Genomic DNA, 23570 nt, shown 5'->3' with positions numbered 1-23570 from the left:
GGGCTACCAACGGGGCTTCGCGAAGCTGAAGTGATGCGAGAAATCGGCGTAGCGCTGCCACGCCTCAGCCACCGGCTTGGGCCTTGCGGCGGGAAGTGGATGGCCCAGCGCCTTCAACTCCGTCGCCAGCCAGTCCTCGAAGGAGGCCGATCCCCATTTCCGGGCGAGCAGGACGCCGGATTCGAAGATCATGCGCAGAACCGCCGGGTTGCGGGGGCGGTTGGTGACCTCGTGCAGGAACAGCGAGGCCGGGCAACTCAACAGGGCGAAGCCGTTGGCGCGCGCGCGCCAGGACAGGTCGACGTCCTCGCAGTACATGAAGAAGGTCTCGTCGAAGCCACCGAGCTCCTCGTAGGCCGCGCGCGGGATCATCAGGCAGGCGCCCGACAGCCACGGCGTCTCGAAGGTGTAGGGGTCGTAGGGCTTGGGATGCTCGGACGGGAATTGCAGGCTCTCGATCAGCGCGCGGCCCTGGCTGGCCCGCATCATCCGCACGAGCGCCACGACGGCGTCGGGGTGTAGGGCGCCGTCCGGGTTGGCCGCGAGGTAGTGGTCGGCCCCGCGTTCGAAGGCCTTGGCCATCAGGCGGTTGTGCCCGGCGCCGAAACCGATGTTCCCGGCCCCGGCGACGCGCAGGATGGCGGGATCGCCGGCCGTCATCGCGTCGGTGGACGCGCCGTTGTCGATCAGCAGGATCGCGGTGTCGGTCGGACAGCCGGCCCGCGTCAGGGCGATCCGCGCGCTCTCGACGATGCGGCGGATGGTGTCCTCGTCGTGGTTGTAGGTGACCACGCCGACGGCGACCGCCGCCGCCTCGATGGGACGGTCGAGCCCCAGCGCGGTGACGTTGCGGCGTGCGAGCAGCCCCTGGGCCGGCTGGGCGACCGGGGTCGGGTGCACGCTCCGGGGGGCCGGCAGGTCATGGCCGGACAACAGCAGGCCATGCTCGGCGATGAAGCGGTCCAGACCGACCGGGCCGTCGATCGCGTCGATGCACGGCGTGTGGGTGAACAGCGGCGGGTGCGCCACCTTGATCCAGCGGAAGCCGGCCCGCTCGCAGACGTGGTAGTAGAGCCGCTCGACCGCGTGGGCGACGGTGCCGTCGATCTGCCCGGTCTCCTCGGCGAAGTCCGCGTAGGACAGGTCGAGGTCGAGCAGCGGCTTCAAGGCGGCCGACCGCGCCCAGAACATCGACCCGGAGGGGAAGTCCAGGACCTTGTCCTCGGACAGGTCGATGTCCATCCGCGCGGCGAGGGCTGCGGCCGGCGGGAAGTTGCCGCCCCAGTTGATCCAGTGGCGGACCGGCTCGAAATGCTGCGAGGCGACCATGCCGAGGTCGCGGCGCTGCTGGAAGGCGGCGATGATGCTCGCCACGATCTCCGGCGAGCCCAGCATGTTCTCCAGCAGGAAGCCGCGCCAGTTGGCCAGAACCGAGGCGTGGTGCGACTGCTTGGAATGGAGGTGCAGCACCAGCTCGTGGCTGTCGTAGACGTCGCGGAAGCCCAGCAGCTTGGGCGCGATGTCGCGGCCGCGATTCTCGGTGACGCGCACCTCGACCCGCCCGCGGTCCCAGCCGTGGAATGCCTTCTCGATGACCGCCTTCTTGGCCGCGCTGTCGGTGGAGATGAAGACGTCGAAGGGGACCGGGATGTTGGTGAAGTAGCGGCGGAACTCGACCGCCAGGGTCTCGTAGAAGACGTGGCAGATCACCGCCAGCGTCGGCGCCGGGCCGGTCACGGCGGGCCGGTGTTCGAAGGGAACGGCCACGCTGTGGTCAATCTCGATCGGCCGGGCGATCTCGCGCGGGGGCGTGTCGGAGGAGGCCGACATCAGCGGCGCGCTGTCCGGGATCGCCGTCCCGTTCCGCTCCGCCACCTTCTGGATGATGCGGCGCCAAGTTTGGCGCGGTCCCTGGCGCAGCAGGAAGCCCAGGGTGAGCCGGGTGCTCGCCGGATCCCGGACCAGCATCGGCAGGGCATGCCGGGCGATGCGGGCGATGAAACGGCCCTTCGCGGCGGCGTTGCGCGCGCGGGTCTGCCCCGTCCGCAGGCCGGCGGTGATCCGCCAGGAGCGCGAGGCGTAGACGCCGGCCAGTTCGGCGTTGACACGGGCGAGTTCGGCCTTGTGGAGTTCCAGCGCGTGGCTCAGCGACTGGATGTCCTCCTCCTGCCGGGCAACTCTCTGGTCCCGCTGGGCGATGGTCGCGTGGGCGTCGGCAAGGGCGCCGTTCAACTGCCGCACCTCCTCTTCCAGCGCCTCGTTGTGCTCCGTCAGGGCCTCCGCGTGGTTCTGGAGGCTGGCGAGGGCGCGGTCGCGGTCGGCGACCCAGCCGTGCAGCGTCTCGACCGTCCGTTCGCGGTCGGCGACCTGGAGCGTCAGTCCGCCGATGTGCTCGTCGCGGTCGGCGACCCAGCCGCGCAGCGTTTCGGCCGTCCGTTCGCGGTCGGCGACCTGGACGGAGAGGGCCTCGGCGTGGGTGGTGAGGTCGGCGATTACCGTGGCGCGGTGGCGCGCCCAGACATGGTCGATGATCCCTTGGCCCAGCCGGTCGAAATAGGCGCGGGCGCGGGCCAGCCGCTCGGGATCCTGCCCGATGCCGACAAGCCAGCGGAGATCCTCGGGCATCTCCTCGGTGCCGACATAGGCGACGCCCAGCCCGTTGGAGTGCAGGAAGGTGAAGGTGGGGTACTGGGCGCGGACCTCGTCCCACAGGCGCCAGACGCCGAAATCGCGCTCCCGCACGTTGGTGTCGTGGAACAGCACGACGCCGCGGGCGCTCATCTTGGGCAGCCAGCTGTGGAAGTCGTGGGACACCGCGTCGTAGGTGTGCAGACCGTCGATGTGCAGCAGGTCGATGCCGCTGTCGCTGTTGCCGCCGGCGGTGCGGTCGATGTCGGGGAAATACCCCAGCGCCTCGTCGAAGGTCATCCGCAGCAGGCGCGAGAAGCCGGCGTAGAGCGGGTCGTGGTGGGCCTTCAGGTCGTTGATGATGTCGTCGCCGTAGACGCCGGCGTGGGGGTCGCCCTCCCAGGTGTCGACCGCGTAGCAGGCGGTCGACAGCCCGCATTGCACGATGGCCTGGAGGAAGGCGCAGTAGGAGTTGCCGCTGTGCGTGCCGAGCTCCACCAGCGACCGGGGCCGCAGGGCGTCGACGATCCAGAAGGCGAAGGGCAGGTGGCCGGCCCAGGGCGGCGGGAAGACCAGCCGGTTCGGTCCGGTCAGGGCGATCGGCCGGTGCAGCCGCGCCAGATCGTCATGGGTCGTGTCGGTCTGGCTCTGCTTTGGCTGGGTCATGTCGGTCTGGCTGGGATCGGGTGACGGTGTCGAAGTCGGCGTGTCCGTCCGGTCGCTGCGGCCGCGCGGCGGGGTGCCGCGCCCGGCGCCCTTCCCGGCGCCCTTGCGTCCGGGATGGCGGGCGTGGCCTTCCATCGTGCTTGCGGGCGGCTGGGCCGGGCTGTTCTGCGGCGTTTCCATCGCGATGGGAAGCGTGGTGTCGTCCCGTGACGCCATAGCGGTTCGGATGCCCACCCGTTCAGAATTGAAACTTCCGGCAATGCGCCAAATGGCAAATCATCGACAGAAATGGCGCAGAAACGCAGCCCTTCGTGGTTTATAGCCTTAAGCCCACAGCTGTCAACACGCTTGCCGCACTGCATCGGAACGGGTGTGGCGATGTCACGGTCAAGCGTTGATATTCTCCAGATCGCGGATTTTCGCCTTTGTGTCCTTGGTGTTTCACTGTGAACGGGAAGACCCGGCCGTGCGATTTCACGCCAAGGTTTAGGTCAGCCGGCGGTCTCGATGGCGATGCCCAGCATCGGGATGCCGACCAGCCCCTGAACGACATGGCTGGAGTGGACCTTGAAGAACAGCGCGTCCTCGATCCAATGGTGCTGCACGTGGTCGGCCTGGGTGCCCTCGGCGATGGCGACGGTGACGGAGAAGTCGCCGCTCGGCAGATAAGGCAGCTGGAAGCGGAAGCCGGTGACGAAGTCGGTCCCGGCCGGGACGCGGACCGGGTCGAGCTGGTAGGTGAGGTAGGTGTTGTCGCCGAACAGGTTCTGGCCCAGCCGGTCGCGCACGTAGAAGCCGACGATGGGCTGGAACAACGCCTTCTCGGCGCGGCAGACGACCTGGAGGGTGACCTCCTCGCCGCCTTCCAGCGTGCTCAGCGGGTTGCGCTCGGCGTCGAGCAGCCGGACGCCGGTGATGCTGGCGCCGCGCTCCCCGAACCACGGGGCGTTGAGGTCGAAGTCGAAGATCTCGATCTCGTTGCGGTGCTGGGAGTTCTTCAGGACCTCCGCCCGGCTGTCCTGCACGGGGGCGTCGGCGATCTTGTCGGCGCGCTTGCGGCTGCCGCCGATGCGGAAGCTGCCGGCGTTCTCCGGCCCGTTGTAGAGGTCGGCGAGGTAGTCGTGGCAGACGTCCTTGGCCGGGCCTATGGCGCGCACCGTGCCGCTGTCCAGCCAGACCACCCGGTCGCACAGATTCACCACCTGCCCCGTGTCGTGCGACACGAAGAACAGGGTCCCGCGCTCCTTGAAGCGGTGGATGAAGCGCATGCACTTCTGGGTGAAGGAGGCGTCGCCGACCGCCAGGATCTCATCGACGATCATGATCTCGGCGTCGACATGGGCCGCCACCGCGAAGGCGAGGCGGGCGTACATGCCGCTGGAATAGAGCTTGACCGGCTGCTCGATGAAGTCACCGATGCCGGCGAACTCGGCGATGGAGGCGTAGCGCTCGTTGATCTGCTCGTTCGCCAGCCCCAGCACCGACGCGGCGAGGTAGACGTTCTCTCGGCCGGTGAACTCCGGGTTGAAGCCGGCGCCCAGCTCCAGCAGGGCGGCGATTCGCCCGTTCACCCCGATCCGGCCGGTGGTCGGCGTCAGGGTGCCGCAGAGCAGTTGGAGGAAGGTCGACTTGCCCGAGCCGTTGCGGCCGATCAGCCCGACCGTCTCACCCTTGCGGACCGTCAGGTTGACGTCCTGGAGCGCCCAGTACTCGTCGTAATATTTGCGCCGGCCGCGCACCAGCATCTGCTTCAGCCGGTCCTGCGGGCGCTTGAAGATGGCGTAGGCCTTGCCCAGCCCTTCCGCCTCGATGGCGATCTCGCCCAAGGGGGCGGCGGCATGGGCGGCGCCGGAAACCGGATCAGACGACATCGGCGAACCCCCGGCGGGTCTTCATGAACCAAGCGTAGCCCAGCCACGCGCACAGCCAGCCGGCCAACGTCGCGAGCGCCCATTCCAGCGGCGCCGGGACGCTGCCCCAGAACAGCAGCTCGCGCGCCTGCTCCAGGATCCCGGTCAGCGGGTTCAGGTGGATCACCCAGCGGAAGCGGTCGGGCACGGCGGAGATCGGGTAGAAGATCGGGCTGAGGAACATCAGCACCGACACCGCCACACCCACCACCTGCCGGATGTCGCGCAGGAAGATGCCCGACGCCGCCAGGAACCAACTGACGCCCAGCGTCATCAGGCAGAGCGGCGCCAGGACCAGCGGCAGCAGCAGGGTGGTCACCGGCGGCAGCCCCAGCACCACCAGATAGAACACCAGCAGGATCGCGAAGCTGAGCCCGGCGTTGAACAGCGCCACCACCAGCCCGACGACGGGCAGGATCTCCAGCGGGAAGACCACCTTCTTGATGTAGCTGACGTTTTCCAACAGCAGGCCGGGCGCCCGGTTCACGCATTCGGAAAAGACGGTGAACAGGATGAGGCCTGAGAACAGCAGCAGCGCGAATTCGCCGCTGCTGTCGCCGGCCTTGCCCCAGCGGGCCTGAAAGATGGTGGTGAAGACGAAGGTGTAGACCGCCAGCATCAGCAGGGGCGTCAGGACCGCCCACACCACCCCCAGCATCGAGCCGCGGTAGCGGGCGTCGACCTCGCGCTTGGAGAGCCGCAGGATCAGCCGGCGGTGCTGCCAGGCGGTCTTGAAGAGGGCGAGAGGCCCGGCGCCATGCCCGGCGTTTCCGGGCTGTGCCAGAGTGGATCCAAACACGTGAGGCTGTTCCCCGTCTGCGGACGGGGGACCATAGTCGGCACCCCGATGGCGTTCAAGCGTGGCGTTCGGGCCCAACCTTCAGGTCCGACGTTCAGGCCCAACCTTCAGGCGAGGCCCGCCGCGCCTGCGGCGGCCAGCGGGGCCGCCGCCCAGAGGGGAGCGGCGGCGGCGGCGCTCCCGGACACCGTCGCGGAGAGCGGCGACAGGGGCCGCTGCTCCAGCCGGCCGTGCAGGATGAAATGCTGGGTCGCCAGGGCCGTGTCGCTTCCGAAGGCGGCGACGAGGTCGGGGTTGGCGGCGAGGTAGGCGCCGGCGTCGAACCCCAGGCTCCGCCCCTCGGTGTGGCCCAGCGTCGCGTAATGGCGGGTTGCCGCGGCGGTGTCGGTGCCGAAGGCGGCGGCCAGATCGGGGTTCGCCGCCAGATAGGACAAGGCGTCGAAGCCGGTCGCCCGCCCCTCGGCCCGTCCCAGCGTGATGTAATGCCGCAGGGTGCTCGTCCGGTCGGTGCCGAAGGCGTCGGCCAGATCCGGGTTGGCCGCCAGATAGGCGTCGGCATTGAAGACGGTGCCGCGCCCTTCGGCGAGGCCGAGGCTCAGGTAATGGCGGGTCGCCGCCGTGGTGTCGGTGCCGAAGGCGGCGGCGAGGTCGGGGTTGGCGGCCAGATAGGCCAGCGGGTCGAAGCCGGAAGGGCTGCGGCCCTCGAAGCGGCCGGCGCTGAGGTAATGGCGCGCCGCCGCCGTCGCGTCGATCCCCAGGGCGCCGACGAGGTCGGGGTAGCGCACCAGATAGGCCATCGGCTCGAAGCTGGCGGTCGCCCGTCCCTCGAAGCGGCCGGCGTTGATGTAGTGACGGCGCGCCGCCTCGCCGTCCAGCCCGAAAACGGCGACCAGATCCAGGTTGGAGGCCAGATAGGTAAAGGGGTTGAAGCTGGCCAGCTCGGCGCCGAGGGAGTCGACCGTCAGCGTCACCGCCTGCCGGCTGGCGGCGCCTTGCGCGTCGGTCACCGTGTAGGCGAAGCGGCCGGCCGAGCCGGCGAAGCCGGCGGCCGGGGTGTAGGTCAGTCCGGCCAAGTCGGCCGCCGTCAGCGCCGATCCGGCGGTGACGATGGCGCCGCCGGCCAGCCGGACGGTGCCGCTGCCGGGCAGGGCGGTCAGGGCGACGGTCATCGCGTCCCCCTCCGGGTCGGCCGGGGTGGCGATGCCCAGCGCCGTGGCCCCGGCGCCCTCCTGGACGTGCAGGGTCTTGTCGGCCTGGAGCGCCGGCGGCCGGTTGTTCGGGATCGTCGCGACCGTCAGGGTGGTCCAGCCGCTCCACAGCGTGCCGTTGTTGACGCGGATCGCGATCCGGTCGGTGCCGAGCGCCGAGCCGGCGAAGGCGACGCCGCCGAGCCCCGTTCCCGAAACCGCGACGACTGTGTCGGCCGGCTGCGCGACCCCGGCCAGGGTTAGATACCCGCCGGCGGCGGTCTGGTCGACCAGCTCGTAGGCGGTGACGACGGCGGGGTCGCTGACGGTCAGCAGCGTGCCCGCCGCCACGGTGGAGCCGAGGAAGACCGTGCGGCCGGTGCCCGTCACCACCGGCGCCAGCAGGCTGACGCGGCGGTCGGCGAACTGGGCGTATTCGACGCCGGTCAGCCGGTCGGTTCCGTCGGCGCCACCGTTGCCGTGGGTGACGACCACGGCGGCGCCGTTGGTGGCGCCGTCCGCGGCGATGGCGTAGTCGGCGCGGTTGCCGGAAAAGACGGCCGTGTCGGTCCCCGTCCCGCCGTCCAGCGTGTCGTCGCCGGCGCCGCCGGTCAGGGTGTCGTCGCCGGCGCCGCCGGTCAGGACGTTGCCGGCGTCGTTGCCCACCAGGACGTCGTTGCCGGCCCCGCCGATGGCGTTCTCGATGACGACGCCATAGGCGATCGACAGGTTGTCGACCGCCCGGCCGCCGCTTCCGTTCGGCCCGATCGAGCTGAAGGCGCCGCCGTTCAGGTTGATGGTCACGGCGGCGGTCTGCTGGCCGGCGTCGAGGGTGTCGGTGCCGCCGCCGTCCCAGATGGACAGACTGAAGGCGGTGTTGGTGCTGGCGTAGACGGTGTCGCCGAGGCGGGTCTGGGTGTTGGCGCCGTACAGGTATTGGACCGCCGCGATGTCGTACAACGCCGGGCCCGTCCCCAGCCCGTTGAAGCCCAGGCTCGGGTGGCTGTTGTAGGACATCAGCGTGTAACGGTAATTGTCCTCGGCGCTGGACAGGTAGGGCCCCTCGCTGCCGCCTCCGGCCGCGTTGTAGTTGCCGGGGTGCTTCAGCCCGATGGCGTGGCCAATCTCGTGCAGGATCGTCTTGAAGCCGTAGCTGCCCGGCATGGCGCTGCTGTTGGTGGTGGCGTCGTTGGCCAGATAGACGTCGCCGCCGGTGCCGTAGAGCGTCCCGCCCGGGTAGTAGGCGTAGGCGGCGCTGGAGCCGCCCTGCCGGTTGGTGCCGAAGCGGATCGAGCCGCCGTTGCCGGTGTCGGCGACCTCGGTGAAGACGATGTTCGCGACCTCGCTCCAGGCGGCGAGCGCCTGACGCACCGCCGTGCGCTGGGCGGCGGACATCGCGGCGAAGCCCAGCCGGTCGGAGGACTGGGCGTAGGACGGCGAGGCCGCCATGAAGCTGTAGGTGACGGTGGCGGCGGTGCCGAGGCCGCCGCCCCAGCGCGGCGTTCCGGACGGCAGCAGGGCCGCGACCGCGCTCGACGGAACCGTCGCCGCCGCGAACTGGGGGGAGGCGGTGCCGTCCGCGAAGGCGCTGGACGAGAAGGTCCCGTCCACGAAGGCGGACAGGGCGCTTCCATCCGTGGAGGCGGATGTGAACAGGCCGTCAGGGACGGGGGACGCCGCTTGGCACAAGGGGCAGCCGCAGCTCAGGAACGGGTTGGCAGCGGAGGGGCGGCCGACAGAAAGGCGGCTTTGGGAGGCTTCGGCGGTCATCGCACCCCGGTCATGCCGCGGGATGCGGCGCGCATCAGTATAGGTTTCCCACCCTTTCGGGCAAGCCGCCCAAGGGGTTTCAGCGCGCCGCGCCTATCAATGTTTCAGCCAGACGGGGGACGACGGCCTGAAGGCTGTAGCGTTCCTCGACCAGCCGGCGGCCAGCGGCGCCCATGCGGGCGCGCAGGGCTGGATCCGCCGCCAGCCGGGTCAGCGCCGCCGTCCATTGCGCCGGATCCGCCGCCAGGAAGCCGTTCTCGCCGTCGCGCACCAGCACGGTGTTGACCCCGACCGGCGAGGCCACCACCGGCAGCCCGGCGGCCATGTACTGGATCAGCTTGTAGCCGCATTTCCCGCGCTCCCACGGGCCGTCGGCCAGCGGCATGATGCCGGCGTCGAAGCGTGCGAGCAGGGCGGTCTCCCGCTCCTCGCTCCACGGCTCGTGCTGAACGGCGATGCGGCCGGCGAGGCCCGGCGGTTCGGCCCCGTGCGCGCCGACCAGCAGCAGGCGGGCGTCCCCGCCCAGCGCCGCAAGCGCCTCGGCCGCCTGATTCAGATAGGGGGCGGAGGAGGGCGAGCCCATCCAGCCGACGGTGAAGGGGCGCCCCTCCGCCGCCGGGACGGGCGGTGGGTAGCGGTCGAGGTCGATCACCGTGGGGATCTCGACCACCGACCGGGCGCCGCTGGCCCGCGCCCAGTCGGCCAGATGCGCGTTGCCGGCCACCACCAGCCGGGCGTGGCGGGCGAGGCTTTCCAGCTTGCGCCCCAGCACCGCGCGCACCGGAGCCGCGCGGTGCCGGCCGTAGCGGTGGAACCACGCGTCGTCCAGATCCATGACGTAGGGCACGCGGCCGAGCAGGGCGCGCTCGATTCCCGCCGGCAGCCAAGGCAGCGCCTCCTTCTCCAGCCAGACCAGGTCGAAGCGCCGGGCGCCCAGCATCCGCCCGACCCGCCTTGCGTAGGCGGCGGCGAGGCGCGCCGGGCTCTGCCGCCGTCCGGCGTAGAGGTCGCGCAGGTAGGAATCGTCGAACAGCGGCGCCGCCGTCACCGTCAGGCCGGCGCGCTCCAGCGCGGGCAGGAAATCGAGGAAGCGCAGCCGGCTCGACGCCCCCAGCCGGTCGTAGCGGTTGAGCAGCAGGACGGCGGTCACGCGCGCCTCCGCAGCAGGCCGGGAATCCGGCGAGGCAGGTCGGCCCACAGCCGGGCGAAGCCGCGCAGCACCTCGGCGGCGTCGCCGGGCCTGCGGCGTAGCGCCGCCTGCGCCAGCCGGGCCATCGGCTCCAGCAGCAGCGTGGCGGCGCCCACCGCCAGCAGAGCCAGGGGGCCGTGATGCTTGGCGACGAATTGCAGGCGGCTGCGGAGCCCGTAGAACAGGCGGGTGCCGCGCACCTGGTCGGTGGTGCCGCCGCCGCGGTGGTAGGCCTCGGCTCCGGCGAAATGCACCACCCGCCAGCCGGCGCGGCGCACTTGGAGGCACAGCTCGACGTCGTCGTAATAGACGAAGAAGCGCTCGTCGAAGCCGCCCACCGCCTCGAACAGGGAGCGGCGGACCAGCAGGAAGGCGCCCATCACCTGATCGACGTCGCGGGTGTCGGCGTGGTTCCATTCGGTCATGAAATGCGGCGGGAACAGGCCGGGCAGGGCACGGTCGAGGCCGAGGCTCTGGGCGACCAGCCGGCCGGGGGTGGGGGTGCGGGCGCAGCAGCGCTGGGTGTGCCCCGCCTCGTCGACCAGCCGCACGCCGAGCGCGCCGACGCGCCCGTTGGTCGGGTTGGCCAGGAAGGCGAAGGCCGGGGCCAGCGAATCCGCCGACAGCCGGGTATCGGGGTTGAGGAACAGCAGCCAGTCCGCCTCCGACCCGGCCGCGCCCTGGTTGCAGGCGGCGGCGAAGCCCCGGTTCTCGGGGTTGCGCAGCATCGTCACCGGCAATCCGGGCGCCGCGTCCTCCAGGGCGTCGGCGGAGCCGTCGGCCGATGCGTTGTCGACCACGACCATGCGCTCCAGCGTGAATCCGCCGGTCAGCGCCCGGGGCAGGGAGCCGACGCAGTCGCGCAGCAGGTCGCCGGCGTTCCAGTTCACGGTGACGATGCGCAGGCTGGGACCGGTCATGGTTGGGCACCGCTGGGCGGGCGTTGGTAGATCATAACGCCGGGAACGTCCCGCCGTTCGTAGCCGTCGGCGACCAGCGCGTCGATGTAGGGCTTCGCCCAGTTCTGGAACCGCGAGATCTCGGTGCCGTGGATCGCCCAATCGACCACGATGACGACCGGGGGCCGCGCGTCGCGCGTCGTCGCGATGGCCCGGTCGATCCAGCCGGGGTCGCGCAGCAGGAAGGAGTCGTCGACGAAATACTCGCGCAGCAGCATCCGCCGCCCGGTCATGAAGGCCATGCCGGGACAATAAGGCACGCAGACGATGCGGTCGCCAGGGGCCGAGGCCGCCTCGATCAGGTCGCGCACGCCTTCCAGCTGCCGGCGCTCGCCCGGATTGAGGCGCACGCCCGCGACGTTGCGGGCGGTGAAGGGCTCGGTCCGGGCGAGGGACGCGGCGATGGAGCCGGTGCCGGGCGTCGTCAGCCCGACCCACAGATAGACAGTCGCGACGGTCAACGGCAGGACGGCCAGGATGCCGGCGGCGAGCCGGCCCCCGCCGCTTGGGGCCAAGGCGCGAAGCTCCGCCACCAGCGTGCAGCCCAACACCAGAAAGCCTGGCATGAAGTTCGCCACATGGGCCAGATCGGGCCGGAAGACGAAGTAATGCGGCCATGTCGCGAGGGCGCCCGCGAGCACCACCAGCAGGACCGGAAGCTTTTCGACCCCGTCCGGCCGAAACAGACGCAACGCGGCGATCAGGACGAAGAGGCCGATGACCACCACCGGGCCATAGACTAGGACCGCCATCGGGGCGTCGGACGGCCCCGACCAAGGACCGGACCACAGCGCCGACAGCGGCGGGCGGGGCAGGAGGGTGCCGGCGCCGCTGGCATGGGCCGCCACCGTTTCCGCCACGGTCACGGCGGGATGGAACACGGCCAGCAGGTAATCCAGGATGATGACCGGGTAGCGCAAGGTCTCTATCGCCACGAGGTCGAGATAGCCGCGTGCCGCTGCCCGGATCAGCACCGGAGCCTGGACGGCCAGGATCGTGACCAGCGCCGCTCCGGTCAGGAGCGCGAAATGCCGCAGCCGTCCGGCCCGCGCCTGCCCGCGATCCTGCCTACCCAGCTCCCGTCCGAACAACGCCCCCAGCAGCACCAGCCCGAACAGCGGCACGGCGAAGAGGAAGCCGAAATCGGGCCGGATCTGGAAGGTGACCGACAGCGCCGCCGCTGGAAGCAGCAGGTCGGCCGCCCGCATGGCGCGCCAGCGTTCGGCCAGCCGCACCTGGAGGAATACGTTGAGAAGCGTGCAGAAGGCGTAGAAGGCGGTGGGCGGAAAGGCCGGCGCCGCCACCGCGACCGCCGCCGCCGCCATGGCGAGGCCCTGGCTGCGGGTGACCCGCGCGACCGTGGCGTAGACCAGCAGCGAGGTGGCGGTGATCAGCGCGTAGAAGATCAATTGCACGGCGTGCCAGTCCGGTCCGCTCACCGTGAACAGCAACTGGCCGAGCTTGAACCACATCAGCCCGTAGGAATAGCTCATCGCGTGCGGGTCGGTGCCGAGCAGCAGCTCGTAGGCGACCTGGGCGTAATGGCCGTCGTCGGCGGTGTTCAGCCCGCTGTCGATGAAGAGCCGGTAGTAGCCCAGCGACGCGGCCAGCACCGCCAGCAGCCCGGCGGCCGTGGCGAGGCCCGCCGGACGGGCGGCGCGCCGGATGGGAAGGGCGTGGGTCATGGCGTGCGGTCGGCTCCGGGCACTGTCTTGGGGAGGGCGTCGCCTCGCAACATGCGCTTGATAGCATCCCCGGATGTCCGGCGCCGATCTTTACGAGCCCGACCGTGAAGCCGGGGAACGCTGCGGGAAGATTCGTTGGGACGCTTTCGAAGGGCCCGCATCCTATACGATACCGCTTCATGACGGGTCAATTGCGGGTCCCCGATGGTCGGCCCTTGCGCGAAGCAACGCTTGATCCGTCATTGAAACCGCCCGACGATGCGGTATTCCTCGCCCTTTCCGACGGACTTCGGCCGATGGGCTGCGGCCATCCATCCCGGTGCGTCGCGTCGGGGTGGCAGACTCTGAAAAATCGATAGGAAGCAGTGAACCATGTTGGCGAATATCGCGAATTCCCTTTTGCAGAGCGGCAAGGAGAAGGAGGCGGCCGTTCTGTATAGGATTTCACTGTGCTTCGATCCTCAGGATGGGGAAGCGCTTTATCGTCTTGGGCTTCTTCAGTTGAAGGACGGAGCCAATAGCGCCGGTGCTTGGCTGATCCGGCGGGCCATTTTTCTCAGAGGTATCGATCCGGCTTCGATAAAAGAAATAATGCTGTCCGTTAATGATATCTACGTCGCCTCTATGAAGGATTGCACGGGACAAGATGGTGCAATATACAGGATAAATACTCTTAATAAGATTGAAGCGCTGATCGGCGTGATAAATATTGTTCCAATATTGTACGTCGCTGCCGTTTATTTGGCAGGAAAAATTGGCAAATATGATATTGCTCGAAAATATTGCATGGAAAGTCTTTCGATTAAATTTTCTATCGATAGAGACAATTTGCTTACTTTGATGCGCTCAGGTCTTTATCTGATTTCCATGGCAGAGGCTGATGATGAGATTGTCGATTCTCTTTATAAAAGATCTAAAGCTCTTTTGAAAAATGGAGAAAATATCGATGTGGCGTATTTTTGTGTTCTCTATAAAAAATATTATGATGGGAAATATATCGTATCTCAAGGATTGGCAAAAAAAGCCAGGAAGAAACTTGGAGATAAGGAGTTTTTCGGAAGTAATTTAATGAATACATGGCATATATGTCGATATGATAACATTTTCTTTCAGAATATCAAATCCTATGATGTGATGGCCGCGCTCGTAGGGCCGATCAGGCATGAGAAGTGCCTTCCTGCGAGCGACAAGCCGGTGATCTTGGTCAGTTGCGACGCGCGGTATCTCGAATTGCTTGGCGTGAAGCTTCTCGAATCCATTCGTCTCGTCGGAGCGCATGGAAATGTCCATCTTCATGTTATCAATGCGACGGAGCGTTCGCGCGACATCGTCGCGGAGATCGAATCGTCATCCGGTACCAGTCTCGGCCTCTCCACCGAGGAGACGTCGAACATATGGAAAGGCTCCGCCCTTCATAAGCGCGCCGATTTCATCAAAACCTACTATGCGTGTGCCCGCTTCATCCGAATTCCGGAATTCTCCCGCCTTTACGGCCGGCCGATCGTTCAGATCGATACGGACTGCCTGCTGACCTCCGACCTGCTGGAATTGCCCATCTGCAACCAAGAGGCGGATGTGGGCTTCCTGTTCGACGGCATCAGGACGGGGCCGGCAAGGCAGTTCAACGCGACGTTCTTCTTCCTGAACAACCATGCCAAGTCCCTGGAATATGCGGAACTCGTGGCCCGCTACGTTGCGCATTTCATTGTGTTCGACCTTCCGCTCTGGGGGCTCGACCAAGCGGCCCTGTATTGCGTCTACCGATACATGCAGCGGCACGGGACCGAGCCGACGGCCGCCAGCATCCCGTCCTGGGAACTGTTCCAACACCTTGTCGCGTCCGGTGAGGACAGCATGGAGGGGAAGATCCGCAGACTTGATGAGCGGCTCGCGACCCTCCGCACGGACGTTGCCGCCGGCCGGGTGCCGGCGACCGTCCTGTCCTGAGCCGTGGAGGCTGTTGAAGCCTTTGGAACATCGGGATAGGGTGCCGCCCGCGTCGCGCGGCGCATTCCTCCAGTCCGATTGAGTCGTCATGGCAACCGTCGCCGAAGCCTTGCAGGTCGCAGTCGATCACCATAGGGCGGACCGCCTCGACCAGGCGGGGGAGATCTACCGCCGCATCCTGGCCGTGGATGCCCGCAACGGCCAGGCCCTGCATCTGCTGGGGCTGGTTGAACGCCGGCTGGGCAACGGCGAACGGGCGATCGAATTGATCGCCCAAGCGGCCGGCATCCTGCCCCACGTCGCGGAGATCCCCGCCAACCTCGGCAACGCCTACCGCGCCGCCGGGCGCATCGACGAGGCCGCCGCCGCCTACCGCCGCTCGATCGCGGTCCAACCCGACCTGTCGGGCGGCTATTACAACCAGGGCGTCCTGCTGTGCGGCCAAGGGGGGCCCCGGGCTCAGGCGGAGGCGATCGTCGCGCTGCGGCGGACGTGCATCTTGGTCCCCGACAATCCGGACGTCCATCACGACCTCGCCATCGCGCACAAGCAGGCGGTGCGGTTGGACGAGGCGATCGTGGGCCAGCGGCGTGCACTGGCCTTGCGGCCGGACTTTGCGGCGGCCTGGATGACCCTGGGCAACGCCCTGACCGAGTTCGGCGACATCGACCGGGCGTTGGCCGCCTACGCCCGCTCCTTGCGGGTGCAATGGTCCTCCGGCGACGTCCATTACAATTACGGCAACGTCCTGTACGCGGCCGGCCGGCTGGAGGCCGCCGCGGTCCATTACCGGCACGCCATCGACGGCGGCCTGGCCGCGGCCCTGGTGCGGGAGGCGGCGGTCTTCATCGACTTGGGGCGGGATGCCGAGGCGGAGGCCAGCCTGCGCGCCGCCCTGTCGGTCCCCGGCGGCGACGTTCCGACCGCCATCGACATGCTGGCCGCCCTGTTCATCCGGCAGGGACGGCTGGACGAGGCCCGGCATTTCTTCAGCACCTTCCGCCATCCTTATTCCAACCCGCCGACCATCTTCGCGGCGGAGTGCCTGACCGCCCTTGCGGAAACCTATCTGGCGGAAGGGCGCGACGCCGATGCCCTGGCGCTGCTGAACCGGGTCAACAGCCACGGCAGCCGCTATTTCACGGTGAAGTCGGTCGCCAGCCTGCGCCGCACGCTGGCCGGGATGAGCCTGGAACTGAAGCGTCCCGTCAATCCGGCCCCCGGCCGTCGGCGCGTCGGCTCCTCCTCGCTGGCGACGCATGGGCGCTTCGCCCACAACGTCTTCGAATACATGCTGGTGCGGCTCTACGCCGAGACCTACGGCCTGACGGTCGAGACGCCGGACTGGGTCGGCGGTTATTACTTCGATGTCAACGACCCGGCCCCGAGCGGTCCGCTGCGCCCGCGCTTCTTCCCACGCCGGATCGTCAACGAGCTGATCGAGCGGCCCTCCGACACGCCGCTGATCGACTGCGACATCCTGTCGCCGCTCGGCCCCTACCGCTATCCGGAGCGCCACCGCGCGCGCATCCAGTCCTGGTTCCGGCCCCGGCCGGTGTGGACGCCCTGGATCGCCCCGGCGGTGGAGCGGTTGCGGGCGATGGGAAACACGGTCGTCGCCCTGCACATCCGGCGCGGCGACTTCGTCCTCTTCCGCTACACCATCACCGAGACGGACTGGTACGTGGACTGGCTGCGGACGATCTGGGACGGGTTGGACAAGCCGGTGCTCTATATCGCGTCGGACGATCCCGCCATCGTCGCGGACTTCGCCGCCTTCAACCCGCTGACCCTGGCCGACGTCGCCGAGCCCTGGGCGGGGCTGGAGTATCTCCAAGACTTCCATGTGCTGGCCAATGCCGACATCCTGGGGGTCAGCGCGCAGAGCGGGTTCAGCCGGCTGGCGGCCCTGCTGAACACCCGCGCCCGCCTGTTCGTCGAGCCGGAGGCCGAGGCGGGGCGCGTGCAACCCTATTCCCCCTGGACGCCCGACGACGTTCCAGGTGGTGCTCCGGACGGCGTTGCCTGACTGGGCGGATCCGAAGAAGACAGTATGGATGATGGAACACACCACGCAGCACGCCGCCGGGCTCTACCGGGCAGGACAGATCGAACAGGCGCTGACGGTGCTGGACATGGTCCTGCGGGCGGCCCCACAGGACTGGATGGCGCACAACATGCGTGGCGTGATCCTGTGCCGGCTGGGCCGGCCCGCCGAGGCGGAGCCCATCTTCAAGCGCATCCTGACGGTCGATCCCGGCTTCGCCGAGGGTTGGTTCAACCTGGGGCTCGCCCGCCGCGCCCTGGGCGCGGTCGAGGGCGCGGTGCGCGGCCTGCGCACGGCCGTGCTGCTCCAGCCGGCGCAGCCGGCCTTCAGTTCCGAGCTGGGGGTTTTCCAGCACGGGCAGGGCGTCCTCGACGATGCCGTCCGGCATCTGGGGCGTCTCGTCCTGCTCCGGCCCGATCAGGCTCCGGATTGTCTGAACGTCGCCGTCTCGCTGATGTCGAACAGTTTCTACGCCGAGGCGGAGCGGTTCCTGCGCCGTGGGCTGGCGCTCGATCCCGACGGGGTCGACCTCGCCATGCGGCTTGGGCAGGTCCTGCTGTCCCAAGGCCGCAGCGGCGAGGCGCGTGACCTTCTGGAGCCGCTGGCGCGGCGGGTCCCCGGCAACGCCGAGGTCGACCGCACCCTGGACCGTGCCCGCCTCGCTTGCGCCATATCCGGCGACCAGGGGCGGCCCGAGCTGCCCGGCGGGGTGGTGGTGCGCGGCCCCTTTTCGGTCCTGTCGGGCTACGGCGACCTTGCCCAGCGCTTCGTGCGCAGCATGGCCGGGCAGGGCACGCCCCTCCGGCTTCTGGGCCTGACCGGGACCGAGGGCTGGCGTCCGCCGGAAGGCGGAGCCGACACGCCCATCCGTCCGCGCGCCGCGTTGAGCTTCCTCACCCCGCTGCTGGTCGAGCCGATCCCCGGCGTGCCGACCGTCAACTACACCATGTTCGAGGGCACCAGCATCCCGCCCAGCTGGGCGCGCGCCAACGCCGCCCACGATCTGGTGGTGGTGCCGACCGAATCCTCGCGGCTGGCATGGATCGAGGCTGGGCATCCCGAAGACCGGCTGCGGGTCTGCCCGCCCGGCATCCAGCCCCATCCGGGCGACGAGGCCGAGGCTCCGCGCGGGATCATCGGGCCCGGCGGACGTCCCATCGCCGATTTCCGGGTGCGGATTCTGAACATCTCGGACTTCATCGCCCGCAAGAACATCGACGGGCTCCTGCGGGTCTGGCTGCGGGCGACGCGCGCCGACGACGATGCGATCCTGATTCTGAAGCTTGGCAAGGGCGGTCCGACCCTGAACCAGGACGTTGGCCGCATGCTGGAGCGGACGATGCGCCACGTCGGCCGCCGTTTCGAGGAGGCGGCCCCCATCGCCGCGATGATGGGGCGTTACGACGAGAACGGCATTTCCAGCCTCTACGCGCTCGCCACCCATTACTGGAGCCTGTCGCACGGCGAGGGCTGGGACCTGCCGATCACGCGGGCCGGGGCCAAGGGCCTGGGGCTGATCGCACCGAGGAACAGCGCCTACACCGCCTATCTCGACGACGAGATCGCGCATCTGATCCCCTGCACAACCGGTCCGGCCTGGATGCCCTACAGCGATGCCATCTATCCGCCGTTCCAGGGAATCGATTGGTGGCATCCCGACGAGGACGTTGCCGCCGACCTGCTGACCAAGGTCGTGCGCGGCGGGCTGGAGCCGCGCGACCCGCGCCCCTGTCTTCTCGAACGCTTTGCGTGGGAACGCCGGACGCGCGATCTGCTCGGTGTCCTGGACGAGGTCTGAGAGGACTTGGGGGCGGGCTTCGGGGGCGCGCGGCCGGGATCAGGCCGCGTCTTCCCCATGGCGCCGCCGCATCTCGGCTTCGACCAGCCGGGCGACGACCCCCGGCATGCGGGTTCCGGCCTCCCAGCCCAGCAGGCGCCGGGCCTTGTCCGGGTTGCCGACGCTGCGGCTGATGTCGGACGGCCGCAGCAGCGCCGCGTCGGTCTCGACATGCCGGCGCCAGTCCAGCCCGAACTGGGAAAAGACCTGCTCGACGAAGGATTCCAGCGTGTGGAGCTCCCCGGTGGCGATGACGAAGTCCTCCGGCCGGTCGAAGGCCAGCATGCGGTGCATGGCGTCGACATAGTCCGGCGCCCAGCCCCAATCGCGCGCGATGGCCAGGGCGCCCAGCGTCAGGGTCTCGGCCTTGCGTTCGGCGATGTCGGCGGCGCCGCGCACCACCTTCTGGGTGACGTAGCGAGCCGGGCGCAGCGGCGATTCATGGTTGAACAGGAGGCCGGAGCAGGCGAACAGCCCGTAGGCTTCGCGGTAGTTCGCCACCGCCCAGAAGGCGGCCGCCTTGCCGACCCCGTAGGGGCTGCGGGGGTGGAAGGGCGTCGCCTCGTCGCCGGGCCGGTCGTCGGTGTTGCCGAAGCACTCGCTGGACGAGGCGTTGTAGAAGCGGGTGTCGAGCTTCAGGAAGCGGATCGCCTCCAGGATGTTGATGGTGCCGCCGATGCTGCCGTTCAGGGTTTCGACCGGCTGGTCGAAGGACAACCCGACCGACGACTGACCGGCGAGGTTGTAGATCTCGTCCGGCCGGACGCGGGCGATCACCTCGACCACGCTGCGGAAATCGGTCAGCACGGCGGAATGAAGGCTTGCCCGCCCCCGGATGCCCAGCCGCGCCAGATTGCCGAAGCCGGACATTTCGCGGTCGCGCGAGGTGCCGTGGACGCTGTAGCCCCGCTCCAGCAGATGACGGGCCAGATAGGCGCCGTCCTGGCCCGAAATGCCGAAGACCAGGGCGATCCTCGGCGTCTCCCGGAGCGGGCCGGCCATGGTCAGCGGCCGGCGGTCTGGCCGGCGGCGACAGCCTTCAGGTCGGCGTCCATCATCTCGCGCACCAGCTCGGCGAAGGCGGTCTTGTGCGACCAGCCCAGCTTGGCGTGCGCCTTGGACGGGTCGCCCAGCAGCAGGTCGACCTCGGTCGGGCGGAAATAGCGCGGGTCGATGCGGACCACCGTCTTGCCGGTCTTGCCGCAGACGCCCTCCTCGTCGACGCCCTCGCCGCGCCATTCGATCGGGCGGCCGACATGGGCGAAGGACAGTTCGACGAACTCGCGCACCGAATGCGTCTCGCCGGTGGCCAGCACATAGTCGTCGGCCTGTTCTTGTTGGAGCATCAGCCACATGCCCTCGACGTAGTCGCGGGCGTGGCCCCAGTCGCGCTTGGCGTCCAGGTTGCCCAGATACAGGCAGTCCTGCGTGCCGGCGTGGATGGCCGAGACGGCGCGGGTGATCTTGCGGGTGACGAAGGTCTCGCCGCGGGTCGGGCCCTCGTGGTTGAACAGGATGCCGTTCGAGGCGTGCATCCCGTAGGCCTCGCGGTAGTTCACCGTGATCCAGTAGGCGTAGAGCTTGGCCGCCGCGTAGGGGCTGCGCGGGTAGAAGGGCGTCGTCTCGCGCTGCGGGGTCTCCTGGACCTTGCCGTACAGCTCCGAGGTCGAGGCTTGGTAGAAGCGCGCGGTCTTCTCCATGCCCAGGATGCGGATCGCCTCCAGCAGGCGCAGCGTGCCCAGGCCGTCCGAGTTGGCGGTGTATTCCGGGGTCTCGAAGCTGACCTGCACGTGGCTCTGGGCCGCGAGGTTGTAGATCTCGTCGGGCTGGACGTGCTGGACCAGCCGGATCAGGTTCGTAGCGTCGGTCAGGTCGCCGTAATGCAGGAAGAGCCGCACGTCCTTTTCGTGGCGGTCGCTGTAGAGATGCTCGATCCGCCCGGTGTTGAAGGAGGACGACCGGCGCTTGATGCCGTGGACGATGTAGCCCTTATCGAGCAGCAACTCGGCGAGATAGGCACCGTCCTGCCCCGTGGCACCCGTGATCAAAGCGACCTTCGACAAAACGGAACCCCTTCTTCGCGTCTCTGCGGCTTCGCTTTCCAGCGTTCTGCCGGCTGCGCAACGGCGCGCCGTCGCTGTTTTCCGGACATCGGATGTTGAAATCCTGTCCTATGCCATGCGGCGCACTATCATCAAGGAGCAAGGGGAAAGCAAGGTTTCCGAAGCGTGGGTGCAGGACCCCGTCCTTCTCCGGGAAAAGGGTCTCGCGCCGGGTCCGGATAAGGGAATGTTCCCGGTTGTCTTGTGAAGCTTCCGCCTGGAATCCCTGCTTTCAAGGAAGCGGCGCGTCCGCGTCCTCGAACACGAAGGGCGTGACGAAGTCATCCCAGCGAGGGTGGCTGGCGTCCCTTTCCGAGACGACCGGGTTCGCATCGGGAAACGCGTCCGCGACGCTGCTCCAGTGAATGCCGGCGTCGTGCTGGGGGGAATGCACCGTCGTAACGTTGTAATGCACGGTGGCCGTGTCGGAGACGACGTAGAAACCATGCGCCAGTCCGCGTGGGATGTAGATCTGATCGCAGAAGCCGCCGTCGAGAACGAAGGAGGCCGACCGTCCGTAGGTCGGCGATCCCCGCCTCATGTCGAAGACCACATCGAGGATTTTTCCCCGCGTGCAGAAGACGAGCTTTTCGTGGTCGTGCCCGGGACGCTGGAAGTGTAGGCCTCGCAACACGCCCTTATGGGAAACGGAATAGAATTGCTCGGCGAAATCGTGTTTCAGACCGTGCTCCGCAAACATGTTCGCATGAACGTTCTTGACGAAGCAGCCACGGTGATCGGAGAAGACCTTCGGCCGGAGCCGGAAAAGGCCGGGAATCTCCTGCTCTTCAAAATCAAACATCGTTCCAGACCTGCCTTATTCCGGTGTCGAGCGGTATCCTTGCCTGCCAGCCCGGCAGGGCAAGGCCCTGCGACCACGGAAGCATCACCTCACGGGCGCGGTAGGGACGCTCCCCCCAGCCGATGTCGAGGGTCGTGCCGGTGCAGCGCTCGAACAGGGCCACCAACTCGCGCACGGAGATCGAACGCCCGCTGCGGATCGCGAAGGTCCGCGGATCCTCGATCCGGCTTGCGAGCAACCGGTCGCCGGCGGTTTCGAAGGCGTCCAGCACGTCGTCGATGTGGACGAGGTCGAGCTTCTGTTCGCCGGGGGACATCGCCAGCCGCTCGCCGGAACGGGCGATGCGCTTGAGCAGTTGGAGAAGCTTCGGCCTCGGATCGCCCGGGCCGTAGGTGTCGAAGAGATGAAGGTTGACCATGCCGAGGCCATGCGCGCGGACATGATACAGGGCGATGGCCTCGAACGCCTGCTTCGTCGCCGCGTAGAGGTTCGCCGGTTCGTAGTCCCGGTCTTCGAAATGCTGCCAGTAGGTTCCCACATTGACCAAGAAGCGCGTCCCTGCGGCGGCCATTCCCTCCAGAAGCCGGGTCCCGAACAGCAGGTTGGAATCGATCAGCGGGCGGACATCCTCCACGGCGTGCTGCGCGATGAATTTCGAAGCGAGGTGGAAGACGATGTCGGGGCGGATCGCCTTGCAATGCCGGATGACGTCCATGGTGTCGTCGGCGACGCAATGGATGTGAAGCCTTCCGTCCCCCGCCGGCAGAACGTCCGTCTTCGATCCGGGCCGGACGAACGCATCGACCACGGCTCCGCGGGCGAGCAGCCGGGCGACCAGCCGGCGGCCGACATAGCCTGTGGCGCCGGTGACCAGACAGCGCGGAGCCTGACCGGGCGACGCGAAGGAGAGCGGCTCAGTGTTCCCCATGACCTTCTCCATAGCGCCGGATTTGCTCGACCGTGACGGCGGCCTGGGCGTCATGCGCATGCGCCGCGCTGTGCCGGTACCACGCCATGGTCATGTCGATCAGTTCCCTGGAGCCGATCCGCGGTCTCCAACCCAGCTTCGAGCGCGCGAGCGCGCAGTCGAGGCGCAGCATCGTCGCCTCGTGGGGGCTCTGCGGGTCGGGGCGCGCGTCCCAGCGGAAACCTTCCAGCCCTGCGGCGAGCCGCTCCATCAGGTCCTCGACGGTCAGAGTGAGATCGTCGGCCGGTCCGAAATTCCAGCCATGCCCGACCTCCGGGCCACGCTCGATGCAGGCCTCGGCAAGCATCAGATAGCCGCGCAAGGGCTCTAGGACGTGCTGCCAGGGCCGGACGGCCTTTGGGCTGCGGACAATCAGCGTCGTCCCGTCCAACAAGGCGCGCATGGCGTCGGGGATGAGCCGGTCGGGACTCCAGTCCCCGCCCCCGACGACGTTGCCGGCGCGGGCCGAGGCGAGGACGATTCCGTGCTGGGCATGCCGGTCGAGCGGGAAGAAGGATTGGCGGTAGGCCGCCGCCACCAGTTCGGTGCAGCCCTTGCTGTTGCTGTAAGGGTCGTAGCCGCCCATCGGGTCGCTTTCGCGATACCCCCAGATCCATTCCCGGTTCTCGTAGCATTTGTCGCTGCTGACGACGACGATGCTCCGCAGATCCGGGCTGTGCCGGCAGGCTTCCAGCAGATGGACGGTGCCCATGACGTTGGTCGCGTAAGTCGCCACCGGGTCGGCGTAGGAGGCGCGCACCAGCGCCTGGGCCGCCATGTGGATCACGACGTGCGGCTTGAAGTCGGCGACCGCCTCGGCCAGCCGTCCGCGGTCCCGGATGTCGCCGACCTGATGGTCGAGCCGTCCGGCCAAGCCGAGCTGGTCGAAATGGGTCGGTTGCCCGTCGGGCAGGCCGGTGCGGTCGGGTTCCAGGGAGAACCCCCTCACCACCGCGCCCATCCGGAGCAGCCACTCCGCCAGCCAGCTTCCCTTGAAGCCGGTGATCCCGGTGACGAAGACCCGGCGGTTCCGCCAGAAGGCTGGCGAGACATCACCACTCGGGGCTGCGGCCAC

Annotated in this window: 16 protein-coding genes; 4 read left to right on the top strand and 12 right to left on the bottom strand. The window is 68.3% G+C overall.

Annotation, left to right across the window (positions count from 1 at the left end; translation table 11 throughout):
- Positions 1 to 3: 3 nt before the first annotated feature.
- From EJ913_RS16775 to EJ913_RS16745, 7 genes are all read right to left on the bottom strand, one after another.
- Positions 4 to 3510, bottom strand: a complete 3507-nt coding sequence (locus EJ913_RS16775; RefSeq protein WP_126999909.1) for a rhamnan synthesis F family protein — start codon at positions 3508 to 3510, stop codon at positions 4 to 6.
- Positions 3511 to 3785: 275 nt separating this feature from the next.
- Positions 3786 to 5165, bottom strand: a complete 1380-nt coding sequence (locus EJ913_RS16770; protein WP_126999907.1) for an ABC transporter ATP-binding protein — start codon at positions 5163 to 5165, stop codon at positions 3786 to 3788.
- Positions 5155 to 6003: an ABC transporter permease gene (locus EJ913_RS16765; protein WP_238519350.1), complete on the bottom strand. Its 849-nt coding sequence runs from the start codon at positions 6001 to 6003 to the stop codon at positions 5155 to 5157. The genes EJ913_RS16770 and EJ913_RS16765 overlap by 11 nt, the downstream gene beginning before the upstream one ends.
- 107 nt (positions 6004 to 6110) lie before the next feature.
- The gene (locus tag EJ913_RS16760; RefSeq protein ID WP_126999905.1) at positions 6111 to 8960 is read right to left on the bottom strand and encodes a M10 family metallopeptidase C-terminal domain-containing protein; all 2850 of its coding nucleotides are present in this window, start codon (positions 8958 to 8960) and stop codon (positions 6111 to 6113) included.
- 79 nt (positions 8961 to 9039) lie between these two features.
- Positions 9040 to 10110, bottom strand: a complete 1071-nt coding sequence (locus EJ913_RS16755) for a glycosyltransferase family 4 protein (RefSeq protein WP_211098974.1) — start codon at positions 10108 to 10110, stop codon at positions 9040 to 9042.
- Positions 10107 to 11069, bottom strand: coding sequence for a glycosyltransferase family 2 protein (locus EJ913_RS32135; RefSeq protein WP_126999901.1), 963 nt, complete (start codon positions 11067 to 11069; stop codon positions 10107 to 10109). Before EJ913_RS32135 ends, EJ913_RS16755 begins: the two co-directional genes overlap by 4 nt.
- Complete coding sequence (locus EJ913_RS16745; RefSeq protein ID WP_126999899.1) at positions 11066 to 12793, bottom strand: hypothetical protein; 1728 nt, start codon at positions 12791 to 12793, stop codon at positions 11066 to 11068. Before EJ913_RS16745 ends, EJ913_RS32135 begins: the two co-directional genes overlap by 4 nt.
- Positions 12794 to 13165: 372 nt before the next feature.
- Here EJ913_RS16745 and EJ913_RS16740 point away from each other — a divergent pair, with 372 nt between their 5' ends.
- The 3 genes from EJ913_RS16740 (at position 13166) to EJ913_RS16730 (ending at position 18585) form a co-directional block, all read left to right on the top strand.
- A complete protein-coding gene (locus tag EJ913_RS16740) occupies positions 13166 to 14740 on the top strand; it encodes a tetratricopeptide repeat protein (protein ID WP_126999897.1) in 1575 nt (524 codons plus the stop codon).
- 88 nt (positions 14741 to 14828) lie between these two features.
- Complete coding sequence (locus tag EJ913_RS16735) at positions 14829 to 16769, top strand: tetratricopeptide repeat protein (protein WP_126999895.1); 1941 nt, start codon at positions 14829 to 14831, stop codon at positions 16767 to 16769.
- 28 nt (positions 16770 to 16797) lie between these two features.
- A complete protein-coding gene (locus EJ913_RS16730) occupies positions 16798 to 18585 on the top strand; it encodes a tetratricopeptide repeat protein (protein WP_244939388.1) in 1788 nt (595 codons plus the stop codon).
- A gap of 39 nt (positions 18586 to 18624) precedes the next feature.
- On the opposite strand, the gene EJ913_RS16725 is transcribed toward EJ913_RS16730, so the two are convergent.
- Positions 18625 to 19626: a GDP-mannose 4,6-dehydratase gene (locus EJ913_RS16725; RefSeq protein WP_126999891.1), complete on the bottom strand. Its 1002-nt coding sequence runs from the start codon at positions 19624 to 19626 to the stop codon at positions 18625 to 18627.
- 2 nt (positions 19627 to 19628) lie between these two features.
- Positions 19629 to 20672, bottom strand: a complete 1044-nt coding sequence (gmd, locus tag EJ913_RS16720) for a GDP-mannose 4,6-dehydratase (protein WP_244939387.1) — start codon at positions 20670 to 20672, stop codon at positions 19629 to 19631.
- On the opposite strand from gmd, the gene EJ913_RS16715 reads away from it, so the two are divergent.
- The gene (locus EJ913_RS16715) at positions 20665 to 20934 is read left to right on the top strand and encodes a hypothetical protein (RefSeq protein ID WP_126999887.1); all 270 of its coding nucleotides are present in this window, start codon (positions 20665 to 20667) and stop codon (positions 20932 to 20934) included. The genes gmd and EJ913_RS16715 overlap by 8 nt on opposite strands.
- Positions 20935 to 20958: 24 nt before the next feature.
- Here the strand turns inward: EJ913_RS16715 and EJ913_RS16710 are convergent, their stop codons facing one another.
- From EJ913_RS16710 to rfbG, 3 genes are read right to left on the bottom strand one after another with little or no spacing between them, the layout of a single operon-like run.
- Positions 20959 to 21528 (bottom strand): dTDP-4-dehydrorhamnose 3,5-epimerase family protein, encoded by a 570-nt coding sequence (locus tag EJ913_RS16710; RefSeq protein WP_126999885.1) that lies wholly within the window; start codon positions 21526 to 21528, stop codon positions 20959 to 20961.
- Positions 21521 to 22456, bottom strand: coding sequence for an NAD-dependent epimerase/dehydratase family protein (locus EJ913_RS16705; protein WP_126999883.1), 936 nt, complete (start codon positions 22454 to 22456; stop codon positions 21521 to 21523). Before EJ913_RS16705 ends, EJ913_RS16710 begins: the two co-directional genes overlap by 8 nt.
- Positions 22443 to 23570: a CDP-glucose 4,6-dehydratase gene (rfbG, locus tag EJ913_RS16700; RefSeq protein ID WP_238519344.1), complete on the bottom strand. Its 1128-nt coding sequence runs from the start codon at positions 23568 to 23570 to the stop codon at positions 22443 to 22445. The genes EJ913_RS16705 and rfbG overlap by 14 nt, the downstream gene beginning before the upstream one ends.

It is taken from the genome of Azospirillum doebereinerae (assembly GCF_003989665.1).
Classification (GTDB): Bacteria; Pseudomonadota; Alphaproteobacteria; order Azospirillales; family Azospirillaceae; genus Azospirillum; species Azospirillum doebereinerae.
This window is presented reverse-complemented; position numbering and strand designations above follow the sequence as displayed.